Source organism: Rhodococcus cerastii, from assembly GCF_033042195.1.
Lineage (GTDB): Bacteria > Actinomycetota > Actinomycetes > Mycobacteriales > Mycobacteriaceae > Rhodococcoides.
In genome coordinates this window covers 756,527-770,392 of the sequence record NZ_JAWLKF010000001.1, presented here as the reverse complement: position 1 = coordinate 770,392, position 13,866 = coordinate 756,527, and the positions used below count along the sequence as shown (strand labels likewise).

At 66.4% G+C, this 13,866-nt stretch carries 14 protein-coding genes; 6 read left to right on the top strand and 8 right to left on the bottom strand.

The genetic code is table 11. The annotated features are described in order from the left end of the window. The first annotated feature begins 1 nt into the window (after nt 1). Together R3P93_RS03440 and R3P93_RS03435 are read left to right on the top strand one after the other, a co-directional pair. Nucleotides 2-874 (top strand): metal ABC transporter permease, encoded by an 873-nt coding sequence (locus R3P93_RS03440; RefSeq protein WP_094669992.1) that lies wholly within the window; start codon nt 2-4, stop codon nt 872-874. Nucleotide 875: 1 nt separating this feature from the next. Next, a complete protein-coding gene (locus R3P93_RS03435; protein ID WP_373455154.1) occupies nt 876-1,628 on the top strand; it encodes a metal-dependent transcriptional regulator in 753 nt (250 codons plus the stop codon). 34 nt (nt 1,629-1,662) lie between these two features. On the opposite strand, the gene truB is transcribed toward R3P93_RS03435, so the two are convergent. Genes truB through R3P93_RS03420 form a run of 3 tightly spaced genes read right to left on the bottom strand, consistent with a single transcriptional unit; the run spans nt 1,663 to nt 4,216 of the window. Beyond that, nucleotides 1,663-2,595, bottom strand: a complete 933-nt coding sequence (gene truB, locus R3P93_RS03430; protein WP_094642127.1) for a tRNA pseudouridine(55) synthase TruB — start codon at nt 2,593-2,595, stop codon at nt 1,663-1,665. Between the two features lie 35 nt (nt 2,596-2,630). Beyond that, nucleotides 2,631-3,296 carry a 4'-phosphopantetheinyl transferase family protein gene (locus R3P93_RS03425; protein ID WP_094642129.1) on the bottom strand — a complete coding sequence of 222 codons (666 nt, stop codon included), beginning with the start codon at nt 3,294-3,296 and terminating at the stop codon, nt 2,631-2,633. Next, a complete protein-coding gene (locus R3P93_RS03420; RefSeq protein ID WP_094668564.1) occupies nt 3,293-4,216 on the bottom strand; it encodes a metallophosphoesterase family protein in 924 nt (307 codons plus the stop codon). Before R3P93_RS03420 ends, R3P93_RS03425 begins: the two co-directional genes overlap by 4 nt. Nucleotides 4,217-4,457: 241 nt before the next feature. On the opposite strand from R3P93_RS03420, the gene R3P93_RS03415 reads away from it, so the two are divergent. The 4 genes from R3P93_RS03415 to R3P93_RS03400 are packed head-to-tail and all read left to right on the top strand — an operon-like array spanning nt 4,458 to nt 7,564. Next, the gene (locus R3P93_RS03415; RefSeq protein WP_094668559.1) at nt 4,458-4,856 is read left to right on the top strand and encodes a TOBE domain-containing protein; all 399 of its coding nucleotides are present in this window, start codon (nt 4,458-4,460) and stop codon (nt 4,854-4,856) included. Between the two features lie 25 nt (nt 4,857-4,881). Next, a complete protein-coding gene (gene modA / locus R3P93_RS03410) occupies nt 4,882-5,664 on the top strand; it encodes a molybdate ABC transporter substrate-binding protein (protein ID WP_394855249.1) in 783 nt (260 codons plus the stop codon). Beyond that, on the top strand, nt 5,661-6,473 hold the full coding sequence (locus tag R3P93_RS03405; protein WP_094688774.1) for an ABC transporter permease: 813 nt from the start codon (nt 5,661-5,663) through the stop codon (nt 6,471-6,473). The genes modA and R3P93_RS03405 overlap by 4 nt, the downstream gene beginning before the upstream one ends. Continuing rightward, nucleotides 6,470-7,564 (top strand): sulfate/molybdate ABC transporter ATP-binding protein, encoded by a 1,095-nt coding sequence (locus tag R3P93_RS03400; protein ID WP_094688775.1) that lies wholly within the window; start codon nt 6,470-6,472, stop codon nt 7,562-7,564. The genes R3P93_RS03405 and R3P93_RS03400 overlap by 4 nt, the downstream gene beginning before the upstream one ends. A gap of 3 nt (nt 7,565-7,567) precedes the next feature. Here R3P93_RS03400 and R3P93_RS03395 read toward each other — a convergent pair whose 3' ends face one another. From R3P93_RS03395 to infB, 5 genes are all read right to left on the bottom strand, one after another. Beyond that, entirely contained in the window at nt 7,568-8,896 is a 1,329-nt protein-coding gene (locus R3P93_RS03395) for an MATE family efflux transporter (protein WP_094642139.1), read from the bottom strand. Continuing rightward, entirely contained in the window at nt 8,893-9,891 is a 999-nt protein-coding gene (locus R3P93_RS03390; RefSeq protein WP_317532399.1) for a DHH family phosphoesterase, read from the bottom strand. The genes R3P93_RS03395 and R3P93_RS03390 overlap by 4 nt, the downstream gene beginning before the upstream one ends. Before the next feature lies 1 nt (nt 9,892). Continuing rightward, nucleotides 9,893-10,393: a 30S ribosome-binding factor RbfA gene (gene rbfA / locus R3P93_RS03385; RefSeq protein WP_317532484.1), complete on the bottom strand. Its 501-nt coding sequence runs from the start codon at nt 10,391-10,393 to the stop codon at nt 9,893-9,895. Between the two features lie 103 nt (nt 10,394-10,496). After that, entirely contained in the window at nt 10,497-10,787 is a 291-nt protein-coding gene (locus tag R3P93_RS03380; RefSeq protein WP_068050194.1) for a DUF503 domain-containing protein, read from the bottom strand. 154 nt (nt 10,788-10,941) lie between these two features. After that, on the bottom strand, nt 10,942-13,845 hold the full coding sequence (gene infB, locus R3P93_RS03375; protein WP_082898773.1) for a translation initiation factor IF-2: 2,904 nt from the start codon (nt 13,843-13,845) through the stop codon (nt 10,942-10,944). Nucleotides 13,846-13,866 lie beyond the last annotated feature (21 nt).

The window sequence follows — 13,866 nt, the reverse complement described above, 5'->3', positions numbered from 1 at the left end:
CGTGTATCTGATCGATTTTCTCGTGGACCCACTCGAGTACACCTTCATGCAGCGAGCCCTTCTGGTCACCGTCACCGCCTCGATCGTGTGCGCGGTGCTGAGCTGCTGGCTCGTCCTCATCGGGTGGTCGCTGATGGGCGACGCCGTCTCGCACGCAGTTCTTCCCGGCGTCGCGCTGTCGTACCTGTTCGGGGCACCGTTCGCGATCGGAGCGCTGCTGTTCGCCCTCATCGCGGTCGGTGCCATCGGAGTGGTCCGCAACACCACCATCGTCAAGGAGGACGCCGCGATCGGCGTCGTCTTCACCACCTTGTTCGCGCTCGGCGTCGTCCTGATCTCCAAGTTTCCGAGTCAGATCGACCTCAACCACATCCTGTTCGGCAATCTGCTGGGAGTCTCGCAGGCAGACATGGTTCAGGTGTTCGTCCTCGGCGGTATCGCGCTGGTAGTCATGATCGTCAAGCGTCGCGACTTCACTCTCTTCGCCTTCGACCGCACCCAGGCCCGCGCCGTAGGCATCAACCCGTCGGTGATCTCGGCCGTCATGCTGACCCTGCTCGCCCTGACGACCGTGGTCGCGCTCCAGGCCGTCGGCGTCATCCTCGTGGTGGCGATGCTGATCACTCCCGGTGCGTCCGCCTATCTGCTCACGCACAGCTTCGGCCGCATGCTCGTGCTGGCACCGGTCATTTCGGTGGGTTGCGCGCTGGTGGGGATCTACGCCAGCTTCTACCTCGACGTGTCCTCCGGCGGCAGCGTCGTGCTCACCCAGGGACTGGTCTTCGTCCTTGCCTACCTCTTCAGCCCCTCACAGGGCATCGTCGTCCGCGCTCTGCGACAACGCGGACAGGTGCCGGTGGCTCCGGCCGGGTGAGATGTCTTTTTCCATTGGATTGCCTAAGCTCGGCGACGTGGCGCTACGAAAAGACGATCCCGCACCGGCCGACGAGGGCGTCCAGCTGTCCGCGGTTGCGCAGGACTATCTCAAGGTCATCTGGACGGCCAGTGAGTGGAGCGAGGACTCGGTCAGCACCAAGATGCTCTCCGAGCGCATCGGTGTTTCCGCCTCGACGGTGTCCGAGGCGATTCGCAAGCTCGCCGACCAGGGCATGGTCGACCACGCCCGCTACGGAGCCATCTCACTGACCGAGAAGGGTCGTCTCGCTGCCATCGGTATGGTGCGTCGACATCGACTGATCGAGACCTACCTGGTCCGAGAGCTGGGTTACGGCTGGGACGAAGTGCACGACGAGGCAGAGATCCTCGAGCATGCCGTCTCGGATCTGATGATGGATCGAATCGACGCCAAACTGGGCCACCCCGAACGCGATCCGCACGGCGACCCGATTCCGTCCGTCGACGGTGCGATCGAGGCCCCGTCCGCGACCCGCCTGAGCGACTACCTCGACGGACAGTCCGGCCGAGTCGCCAGAATTTCCGACTCCGACCCGGCGATGCTCCGCTACTTCGACTCCGTCGGCATCACGCTGGACCTGCCGATCACGGTGGTCGAACGACGCGACTACGCCGGCACCGTCGCCATCGAGCTGGCCCGCACCGACGCCACCGATTCCATCGATCTCGGCCACCGCGCCGCAGAGGCGATCTGGATGGTTCCGGCGACCTGATCGCCGGGCCGGTGCCGCATCCGTGCCGAATGTTTCAGTGCCCGCGCAAGGTCGCAGGCCGCACGACCATGACCGAACTGGCGCGCTTGCCCTTCTCCTGGAGCAGAGCGATGGTGTGCCCGGTGGGATCGACCGCCGCGTACACCCCGTCGATTCCTATCGGATCCAGCCACCGTCCCTGGCTCAACGATTCCGCCTCACTCGCGTCGATCTGCCGGTGCGGGAACGCCGTTCGGGCCGCCTGATCGATGTCCAGGCTCACGGCCGGGTCCTCTGCCAGTTCTTCGAGTGTCCGTGCGTGGTCGAGGGTGAAAGGTCCGACGCGGGTGCGGCGCAGCACGGTCAGGTGGCCGCCGACGCCGAGCGCCGCGCCGAGGTCGCGCGCCAGGGCCCGAACGTACGTCCCCGACGTGCAGTCGACCTCGACATCGAGGTCGACGAACGCCGATTCGCCCTCCGCCACGTCGCGCCTGGCCGTCACGTCGAATCGGGTGACGCTGACCTTGCGCGGGGCGAGTGTGAATTCCTCACCTGCGCGAGACAGTTTGTGGGCGCGTTGCCCGTCGACCTTGATGGCGCTGACACTGGCGGGAACCTGCTCGATGTCACCGGTCAGGGCGGCAATCGCGGTCGAGATCTCGGTGTCGGAGACATGCGCGGCCGAAACATCGGCCAGGACGTCGCCCTCGGCGTCGTCGGTCGTCGTGCTCCGGCCGAGCCGGATGGTGGCGGTGTACGACTTGGTGGTCAGCGAGAGCAGTCCCAGCATCTTGGTCGCACGCTCCACGCCGAGCACGAGCACGCCGGTCGCCATGGGGTCCAAGGTCCCCGCATGGCCGACCTTTCTGGTGCGCAACAGTTTTCGGCACGACGCCACCACATCGTGGCTCGTCACTCCCGGCCCCTTGTCGACCACCAGCAGGCCGGCACCGACGAGACCGGACGAAATCTTTTCGCGAGCACTCACGAGAGAGCATTGTGCCAGGCTCGCGGAGCAGGTCGTCACATCACCGAGATCGCGGTCATCACCAGACCGCCCGCCACCATCCATCGACCGTCGAAGGCCCGCAGTGGCGGCCCGGACACCGTGTCTCCCGGCACCAGCAGCTCGGAACGGAACGTTCCCGAAATGTCGTCACCGGAGCCGGTGCGCTCGAAGGTGATGTGTGCGTCCTCGAAGCCGAGCCAGCGTCCGGTCAACGGCTCCCAGGCCTTGTACGTCGCTTCCTTGGCGCAGAACAACACTCGATCCCAGTGCACGTCCTCGCGGCCCGCGGTCGCGAGCCACTCCCGTTCGGCCTCGAGACTCACCGCCTCGAGCACTCCATCGGGCAAGGGTCCGTGCGGCTCGGCGTCGATTCCCACCGAACGCACCTGCATCGAGTAGGCCAACACCGCACCGCGATACCCGTCGCAGTGCGTCAACGATCCGACCACACCCTTCGGCCACTGCGGAGCACCGGACTTGCCGCGCATGATCGGCGCAGGCTCGACACCCAGCTTCTCCATCGCCACCCGCGCACAGTGTCGGGCCGAGGTGAACTCACGCTTCCGCTTGTCCACCGCCTTGGCCACCAGCGGGGCCTCGAGCGGATGGGGCGTCAAACCCGGTGGGTCCGCGAACAATTCGGCCGAGACGACGCCGTTGGGAAGTATCGATTCGATCACTTTCCTGCCCTCATCTTCTCTACCTCTGCCTCCATTTCGGGCGTCACCGTGAAGTGCCCGCCCCACTTGTTCAACGCGCCTGGCGGATACTCGGGGACCGGAAGAATCTGTCGCAGAACGTTTTTCGGTAGGCCGCGGCGCTGCCATTCACGCGGGTAGCCCACCGACACCTCCTCGAAGCGAACGCCGTCGTAGTAGGTCGTCCGTGGAATGTGCAAATGCCCGTACACCGAACAGATCGCGTTGTACCGCGTGTGCCAATCCGCCGTCAGAGTGGAACCGCACCACAGTGCGAACTCCGGGTAGAACAGCACCTCGGTCGGCTGCCGAACCATCGGGAAATGGTTGATCAACACCGTCGGAACGGAGGTGTCGAGCGCATCGAGACGCTCCCGGGTGGCGTCGATCCGCGCATGGCACCAGGCATCGCGCGTCGCGTACGGCTGCGAGGACAGCAGGAATTCGTCGGTGGCGACCACGTTCTTCTCACGTGCGATCGCCAGGCCGTGTTCCTTGTCTCTCGCTCCCTGCGGCAGGAACGTGTAGTCGTAGAGCAGGAACATCGGCACGATCGTCGCCGGGCCACCCTCACCCTCCCACCGCAGATAAGGGTCCTCCGGGGTGACGACGTCGATCTCGCGGCACAGGTTGACCAGGTACTCGTACCGAGCCGCCCCGTGGATCTGGACGGGATCTTTCACCGTCGTCCAGAGCTCGTGGTTTCCGGGAACCCAGATGACTTTCGCGAAACGGCTACGGAGCATTTCGAGCGCCCACTTGATGTCGTCGGTCTTCTCCGACACGTCGCCGGCGACGATCAGCCAGTCGTCGGGCGATTCGGGAAAGATGTCCTCGGTCACGGGCCGGTTGCCCCGATGTCCGACGTGAATGTCGCTCACTGCCCACAGCTTCGCTGCCACTGAAAATTCCTTCCGATGCGCTCGGCCGCCGGCGTCGAATCGCCAGAACCGTCCGAGAACGTACCAACGTCCAATACTCCCTGCAGATTCCGCGACGTATCCGGCGGGGTGATGCGGCAACCCGGTCGACGGTGGGACGGTACGGCTCACCGAAAACAGGATCTGGTCGAAACACCCGCAGATTCGGGTATATGGTGCCGTTCATGACTTGTTTGCGGATGTCTGCTCGGGTGGCGTCTCGATGACGGTGCCCCCGGTCCGCGTTCGAGACGCCGCAGCACTCCTCGGTGTCAGTGACGACACCGTCCGTAGATGGATCGACACCGGAGCGCTCCCGGCGCTCGAGGACGAGAACGGACGCAAGGTCATCGCCGGCCGGGACCTGGCCGACTACGCGCGCGAACATGCTGTCCCTCCGCCGGAGATCGCGTCGGGCGGAAGCTCTGCACGCAACCGACTCGTGGGGTTGGTCACCGAGGTCGTCTCGGATGCGGTGATGAGCGAGGTGAGCATGCAGTGCGGGCCGTTCACGATCGTGTCCCTGATGAGCACCCGCTCGGTTCGCGAACTGGGGCTCGAGCCCGGCAAGGTCACCGTCGCTGTGGTCAAGGCCACGACCGTCATCGTCGAGACACCGTAGGACACAGGAGATGTTCGTGAAGACACTGCGCCCGGTATTCGCGCTCCTCATTGCAGCCACCCTCGTGCTCGTCGGGTGCAGCTCGCAGTCCGATTCGACCGCGCCCGATGGACCCTCGGACGGCAGCGCGGTCCGAGGCAAGATCACGGTCTTCGCCGCAGCATCGCTTCGCGCGACGTTCACCGAGCTCGGTGATCGATTCGAGGCCGAACACCCCGGCACCTCGGTGGAGTTCAGCTTCGCGGGCTCATCCGATCTGGCCGCGCAGCTGATGTCCGGCGCCCCTGCCGACGTCTTCGCCTCCGCGGATACGAAGAACATGACCGAGACGGTCGACGAGGGCCTGGTTGCGGATGACCCCGTCGACTTCGCGTCCAACACGCTGACCATCGTGACCGCCCCCGGAAACCCGGACGGCATCGCATCGTTCGCCGATCTGGCGAATCCCGACGTTCTCACGGTGATCTGCGCGCCCCAGGTGCCATGCGGCGCGGCGACGGCCTCGGTCGAGGCCGCTACCGGCACGCAGATCCCGGCCGTGAGCGAAGAATCCTCGGTCACCGACGTGTTGGGCAAGGTGACCTCGGGGCAGGCCGATGCCGGACTGGTCTACGTGACCGACGCTGCCGGGGCAGGAGAGGCCGTGACCGCGGTGCCCTTCGAGGAGTCGAGCGAGGCCGTCAACACCTACCCGATCGCGACACTGAGCGGGTCCGACAACGAGGGCACCGCTCGCGCATTCACCGAGTTCGTCACCGGCCCCGTCGGGCAGGACGTACTCGGTCGAGCCGGCTTCGCAGCTCCGTGACCGTACGAGTCGCACACAACGGGCGGTCGACCGTCGGTGTGCCGGTGTGGATTTTCGTTCCGGCAGCCATCGGTGCACTCCTCGTGGTGGCACCGCTGGCCGCGATGTTCACCCGAATCGACTGGTCCAATTTTCTCGGACTCATCACCTCCGAATCCGCTGTCGCGGCGTTGATCCTGAGCCTGAAGACGGCGACGGCCAGCACCGCAGTGTGCGTGGCTATGGGCGTGCCGATGGCAATCGTGCTCTCGCGCAGCTCGATTCGCGGGCTCTCGATCCTTCGCTCTCTCGTCGTACTGCCCTTGGTTCTGCCCCCGGTGGTCGGGGGCATCGCGCTGCTCTACACCTTCGGGCGACAAGGCCTGTTGGGCGAGCACCTCGACGCCTTCGGGATTCGAATAGCGTTCACCACCTCGGCCGTGGTGCTGGCACAGGTGTTCGTGTCGCTTCCTTTCCTGGTCGTCAGCGTCGAGGGCGCACTGCGCACGGCCGGCGACCGGTACGACGTGGTGGCCGCGACGCTGGGGGCCACCCCCACGACCGTCCTACGGCGCGTCACCGTTCCGCTGATACTTCCCGGACTGATATCAGGAACCGTCCTCGCCTTCGCGCGCGCACTCGGAGAATTCGGAGCGACCTTGACCTTCGCCGGATCCCTCGAAGGCGTGACCAGGACACTGCCGCTGGAAATCTATCTGCAGCGCGAGAGCGACCCCGATGCCGCGGTAGCGCTCTCGCTGGTACTGATTCTCGTAGCGGCACTCGTCGTCGTGACCGCACGCGGCACTCGGTCGTCGGGAACGCTGTGAACTCACTGCACCTGCGGGCCACACTCGGCGTCCGCGGCATCGATCTCGAACTGGACGTCCCCGAGGGTGAGACGGTGGCCATCCTCGGACCGAACGGGGCAGGCAAATCGACACTGCTGCAGCTCGTCTCCGGTGTGGTGGCACCCGACGAAGGAATCGTCCGACTCGGCGAGGACGTGCTGACCGATACCGTCTCGAACACCGTCGTCCCGATTCACGCCCGAGGCGTCGCGACCCTCTCTCAGGAAGCTCTGCTGTTTCCTCACATGGACGCTCGTACGAACGTGGCCTTCGCGCCGCGTAGCGCAGGCGCGAACCGCGTCGCCGCGCGTGCCGTCGCCGATACCTGGCTCGACACGGTCGGAGCCTCCCACCTGGCCGATCGCCGCCCCGGCCAGCTGTCCGGCGGGCAGGCTCAACGAATCGCCATCGCGCGCGCTCTTGCGGCCGACCCACGCCTGCTGCTGCTCGACGAACCCCTCGCGGCGCTGGATGTGGACACGGCACCGAGCATTCGACGAGTACTGCGCACGGTGCTGCGCGAGAGCGGTCGCACGGCTTTGATCGTCACCCACGATCTGCTCGACGTCGTCGCGCTCGCCGATTCCGTCGCGGTCGTCGACGGCGGACGCGTCGTCGAGCGAGGCTCGGTCACCGAGGTCCTGACCGCACCTCGCAGCGAATTCGGTGCCCGCATCGCGGGGGTGAACCTGCTCTCGGGACGGGCTGTCGACGCCGACGACTCGACGTCCCTGACCACGAACTGGGGACTGACGGTCCACGGCTCCGGGCGGTACACCACCGGAACCGCACTGGTGGCGGTGTTCTCCCCCGCCGCCGTCTCGGTACACCCGACGGCCCCGCACGCCAGCCCGAGAAACGTGTTCGAGGTGGTGATCGAGGAGATGGAGGTGCAGGGCTCCGGCATTCGTGTTCGATCACGTCCGCAACCCGACGGGTCTCCCGGCATGGCTGCAGACATCACCCCTGCCGCGGTGTCCGATCTCGGGCTCGAGCCCGGCGGCACCGTCTTCTTCGTCGTCAAGAGCCGTGAGGTGGCATTGCACCCCGCGTTGCCGTCGCAACCCTGACGGCTATCGGCGGAGTTGGCGATCGCTGCCGATCACCAGCCACTTTCCGGACAGTACCCGGCCCGCGACTGCAAGCATCCGCAGTGCGACGAAGACGCCGAGCCCTGTCCAGATCCCTACCAGTCCCCAGTCGAACACCAGAGCCGACCAGATGAACGGCAGAAAGCCCACAACGGCGCAGGCCATGGTCGCGTTTCTCAGAAATGCAGCGTCGCCGCTGCCGAGCAGCACACCGTCCAACGCGAACACCACGCCGGCAATGGGGATGATCGCGACGAATATCCACCAGATCGCATGCATCTCGTCGATGACCGATGCGTCGGTGGTGAACAGATCCGGGACGAACGACCGCCCGACGGCGAACACACCGGCGAGAACGACCGCGAACACCGTCGACCATGCCGTCAATCGCCACGCCAGGGCGCGCGCATCGTCGATCCTGCTCGCACCCAGGGCGGCTCCGACCAGGGTCTGTGCGGCGATTGCCAGTGAATCGAGCATCAACGACACCAGGTTCCACATGTGCAGAACCACCTGGTTGGCGGCGACCGAGGCGGCGCCGAACCTCGACGCGACCGCTGCGGCGGACAGAAAACAGGCCTGGAACGCCAGACTGCGCACGATCAGGTCGCGGCCCAGCACCAGTTGTGCGCGCATCACCGACCAATGCGGGCGCAATTCGGTGCTCGCCCGCACGACTGCGCCGACGAACAGCGCACCGGCGACGCCCTGGCCGATCACGTTCGCCACGGCCGATCCCACCAGCCCGAGCCGTGGGAATCCCAGCAACCCGTGGACCAGGAGGGGGCACAACACCGCTGATACACCGAAGCCGAACACGACGAAACGTAGTGGCGTCACCGTGTTCTGAACTCCACGCATCCATCCGTTTCCGGCCAGCGACACCAGGATGAACGGCACACCCAGCAGTGCCACGCGCAGCCACGCGACGGCCTCGGCAGCGATGTCCCCTCCGCCGGTCAGCACCGAGACCACGGGCTCGGCGGCGAGCTGCATCACCGCGACGATGGCGATACCGATCGCGAAGGCCAACCAGGTTGCCTGCACACCCTCACCGACGGCGTCGCGTTCGCGGCCTGCACCGTGCATGCGAGCCGCTCGCGCGGTCGTGCCGTAGGACAGGAACGTCAGCTGCGTGCTGACCTGGGCCAACACGAGCCCACCGATGGCCAGGCCGGCGAGAGCGAGCGCGCCGAGCCGGCCGACCACGGCGGCGTCGAACAACAGGTACAGGGGCTCGGCAGCGAGGACGCCGAGAGAGGGCAACGACAGACCGAGGATCTTTCGAGCCGTGACCGGGGTGGAACTCACGACGCCGACAGGGCCTCACGCAGCGCATCGATCACGTCGGGCAGGTCGCCGGTCGCGGTGTAGCCGGCTGCATTGCGGTGCCCGCCACCGCCGAGCGCGCACGCCACCGCCGACACGTCGACCTCGGTCTTCGACCGCAGAGAGACCACCCAGACCGACCCGAAATCCTGTTGCTTGAGTACCGCGGCGACCTCGGCCTCGGAGGTGGTGCGCACGATGTCGATCACGCTCTCGATCTCCTCGGACCGCAATCCGGCGGAATCCTCGCTCCTGATGACGGCGTACACCAGCCCTCGTCCGTCGGCTGCGTCGGGAAGCAACGATGCCGAACCGAGCACCGACCCGAGCATCGGCAACCAGTCGAACGGGTGAGTGTCGAGCAGCTTGCGGGCGATGTGAGCCCCGTCGATCCCCGTGGCCAACAGTCTCTCGGCCAGCAGATGAGAACCCGGGCGAACCCAGCGGAACGACCCGGTGTCGGTGACCAGACCCGCGAACAGCAAGTGGGCCAGATCGGCATCGATCTCGACGCCCCACCGATCGAACAACCGCGCGATGACGGCGGTGGTGGACTCAGCAGACGCGTGCACCACATTCAGCGTTCCGAATCGTGTGTTGCTGCGGTGATGATCGATGACGAGGCTGGCCGACGCCGTATCGAGTCGGTCGCCCAGCGAACCCAGCCGCCCCCTGCTTCCGGCGTCGACCGTGACCACCAGATCGACGGACTCGCTGACCTCGTCTGCGCCGACGAGAAGGTGTCTACCCGGTAATTCGTCCATCGACTCGGGCAGGGACGCCGGTGCTGCGAATGCCACCTGAACGGTCGCGCCGCGACGTTCGAGCACCGAACCGAGCGCAAGCCCACTACCGATCGTGTCGGCATCGGGTTGAACATGACACAGCACGGTCACCGAGGATGCACGTTCGAGCATCTCGATCGCCCGCGCCATATCCTCGTCGGCCTCCGACACTGCCCCCGAACCGTAGGACATGTCAGTCGGCTTCGGCGGGCTCGACGCTTGCAGGAGTGGAGCCTGCGGAATGACCATCTGTGTCTGCGACTTCGCGTGGAGCTTTGTACGGATCCGGGTCCCCGGCGGGCTTGGCGTTCGCACGCGCGCGGGCCAGTTCTTCGTCGGCCACGCGGGCGCGTTCGAGCAGGTCTTCCATGTGGCGTGCGGTGTCGGGCACCGTGTCGGTCACGAACGTCAACGTCGGCGTGTACCGCACACCCGTTCCGGCTCCGACCTTCGAGCGCAGCACGCCCTTGGCCTTCTCCAGCCCTGCCGCGGCGGCCTGCAGATCGGGCGGAGTATCGAGGTCTTCACCCATCACGGTGTAGTACACCGTGGCGTCGTGCAGGTCGGCGGTCACCTTGGTGTCGGTGATGGTCACGAATGCCAGCCGTGGATCCTTGATCTCGTGATCGATCGCCGTTGCAACGATGGCGGCGATTCGCTTGGACAACTTTCGAGCCCTGGCCTGATCCACCACGACAATCACACTCCTCTTTCATGGCCGAACGTCGATTCTGTTCCGACGAAGCGGCGGTTGTGCACTTCTCGTCCGCCGAGCAGCGCTCGGCGGACTTCCCGGATCAATCCTCGGGTCCGAAGATTCTCCGGCGTACTGCCAACAGTTCCAGATCGTGGCGTTCGGCGACATGCCGTTCGCACTCGTCCAGTTTGTCGTGCAGTAGGTCGACGTCGGTACCGGCCGCGGCAACCCCCAGCAGGGACCGCCGAATACGTTCTCGCTCACCGGTTTCGGCAGCCGAGACTCCCAGCCGTTGCAGATCACCGAGCACCGGTTCCACCATCGACCGTTTCTCGGCGAGCGAACGCACATCCCCCAACAACACGTCCAACTCCAGAGCACCCAGATACACGCTGACGTCCTTCGATCAGCTTCGACGACAAAGCCGGTGGCGGTACATCTGTCGTACCACCACCGGCTCGAAAGTCGGAGCGCAGTGTCACTCCCCTGGCTTCACCACCGAGCCGACGCGACCGGGTGCGGAGCCGAAAGGCTCCGCATCCGTTCTAGTCGCGCGGCTTTTCACGGAGCTCGTACGCCTCGATGACATCGCCCACCTTGATGTCGGAGTACGTCACCGTCAAACCACATTCGTAGCCCTCGCGGACCTCCGTCGCGTCGTCCTTCTCGCGACGGAGCGAGGAGATCGTGACGGTTTCCGCGACAACGGCGCTGTCTCGGATGAGTCGCGCCTTGGCGTTGCGACGGATCGTACCGGAGGTGACGAGGCAACCGGCGATGTTTCCGACCTTGGAGGAACGGAACAGCGCGCGGATCTCGGCCTGCCCGAGGGCAACCTCTTCGTACACCGGCTTGAGCATGCCCTTGAGGGCCTTCTCGATCTCGTCGATGGCCTGGTAGATCACCGAGTAGTACCGGATGTCGACGCCTTCACGGTTGGCCAGCTCGGTGGCTTTGCCCTCCGCTCGAACGTTGAAGCCGATGATGATCGCGTTGGATGCCGACGCCAGGTTGACGTTGGTCTCCGTGACGCCACCGACACCGCGGTCGATGACGCGCAGTTCGACCTCGTCGTCGATCTCGATTCCGAGCAGCGCCTCTTCGAGCGCTTCCACGGTTCCCGAGTTGTCACCCTTGAGGATCAAGTTCAGCTGCGAAGTCTCCTTCAGAGCTGCATCGAGATCGTCGAGGCTGATGCGCTTGCGGCTCTTGGCTGCCAGAGCGTTGCGCTTGCGCGCATTTCGACGGTCGGCGATCTGTCGAGCGATTCGGTCCTCGTCGACCACCAGAAGGTTGTCGCCTGCACCGGGCACCGACGTGAAGCCGATGACCTGCACGGGACGAGACGGCATCGCTTCGGTGACGTCCTCGCCGTGCTCGTCGACCATGCGACGAACGCGTCCGTATGCGTCACCGGCGACGATCGAGTCACCGACACGCAAGGTTCCGCGAGCGATGAGCACGGTCGCGACCGGGCCGCGACCACGGTCGAGGTGTGCCTCGATGGCGACACCCTGAGCGTCCATGTCCGGGTTGGCGCGCAGATCGAGCGACGCGTCGGCCGTCAGCAGCACCGCTTCGAGGAGGGCATCGATGTTGGTGCCCTGCTTGGCGGAGATGTCGACGAACATCGTCTCGCCGCCGTATTCCTCGGCGACCAGACCGTATTCGGTGAGCTGCTGCCGGATCTTGTCCGGGTTCGCGCCCTCCTTGTCGATCTTGTTCACCGCGACCACGATCGGCACGTCGGCTGCCTGTGCGTGGTTGATGGCCTCCACCGTCTGCGGCATGACGCCGTCGTCGGCTGCCACCACCAGGATCGCGAGGTCGGTGGCCTTGGCACCACGGGCACGCATGGCCGTGAAGGCCTCGTGACCGGGGGTGTCGATGAACGTCACGAGACGCTCGTTGCCTTCGAGCTCGGTCAGCACCTGGTACGCACCGATGTGCTGCGTGATTCCGCCGGCCTCGCCTTCGCGCACCGTGGTGTTGCGAATCGAGTCCAACAGTCGCGTCTTACCGTGATCGACGTGGCCCATGACGGTGACCACCGGGGGACGCTGCTCCAGATCGTCCTCGCCGCCGGCATCCTCGCCGTAGGTGAGATCGAACGAGTCCAGCAGCTCACGATCTTCGTCCTCGGGACTGACGACCTGAACGACGTAGTTCATCTCGCCGCCGAGAAGCTCCAGCGTCTCGTCGTTGACGGACTGCGTCGCAGTGACCATCTCACCGAGGTTGAACAGGGCTTGCACCAGTGCAGCCGGGTTCGCGTCGATCTTGTCCGCGAAGTCCGACAGCGATGCGCCGCGGGCGAGACGAATGGTCTCACCGTTGCCGCGGGGCAGCCTGACGCCGCCGACTGCGGGAGCCTGCATGCTCTCGTACTCGGCGCGCTTCGCCCGCTTCGACTTGCGGCCACGACGAACTGCTCCGCCGGGACGACCGAATGCACCTGCTGCTGCGCCGCGCTGACCGGGGCGTCCACCGCCACCGGGACGACCACGGAAACCACCTGCGGGAGCGCCGCCTGCGGGGGCACCACCGGGAGCGCCGGGAGCGCCGCCACCGCGGTAGCCACCGCCACCGCCGCCGCCCGGGCGTCCGCCCGGAGCACCACCGGGACGACCGGGGCGACCTGCTGCGGGGCCGGGACGTGCCGAACGGGTCGGCATGGCACCGGGGTTGGGACGAGGAGGCATCGAGCCGGGGCTCGGACGAGGTCCGGCCTGGCCCGGTGCGGGACGGGGCCCACCCTGCCCTGGAGCCGGACGACTGCCACCGGACGGTGTTGCGGGACGAGGCCCACCTTGTCCGGGAGCGGGGCGTCCGCCACCGGGGCGCGGAGCACCGGGAGCGGGTCGAGGAGCTGGACGCTCCACGGGAGCCGAGGAGTACGGGTTGTTACCGACACGCGGAGCCTTGGGGCCGGGCTTGGGGCCGGGACCTGCGGGCTTCGGAGCGGCCGGGGCCGAGGCAGCGTCGCTGGTGGCAGCCGACGCGGCGGGAGCCTGCTCGACCGGAGCGGCCGGAGCTGCGGGCTCGGGGGTAGGCGCTGCGGGGGCCGGAGCCGGCGCGGCAGCCGGAGTCGCGGGTGCAGCGGGTGCTGCCTCCACGGGAGCTTGCGCTGCGGGTGCTTCCGGCTCTGCCGGACGCGGTGCCGGCTTGGGGCCGGGACGGGGTCCGCCCGGTTTTGCGGCACCCGGCTTCGCGGTGCTGCTCGCTGCCCGATCGGCCGCTGCGCGACCGTTCGGTGCAGCTGCGGCCGGTGCCGACGCGTCCGTGTTCTCGGACGGGAAGGATTCACGCAGTCGACGCGCCACGGGGGCTTCGACTGTGGATGATGCGGACTTGACGAACTCGCCTTGCTCTTTGAGCCGTGCGAGTAGTTCCTTACTGGTGACACCGAGTTCTTTTGCCAACTCGTGCACGCGGGCCTTGCCTGCCACTGCTCTCCTCACTGAGAGGCC

Bases quoted from the DNA above. Each gene is read 5' to 3' on its own strand.
- R3P93_RS03390 (WP_317532399.1), bottom strand. From the start codon at position 9,891: ATGTCCTACGGTTCGGGGGCAGTGTCGGAGGCCGACGAGGATATGGCG.
- R3P93_RS03415 (WP_094668559.1), top strand. From the start codon at position 4,458: ATGACGGTGCCCCCGGTCCGCGTTCGAGACGCCGCAGCACTCCTCGGT.
- R3P93_RS03435 (WP_373455154.1), top strand. From the start codon at position 876: ATGTCTTTTTCCATTGGATTGCCTAAGCTCGGCGACGTGGCGCTACGA.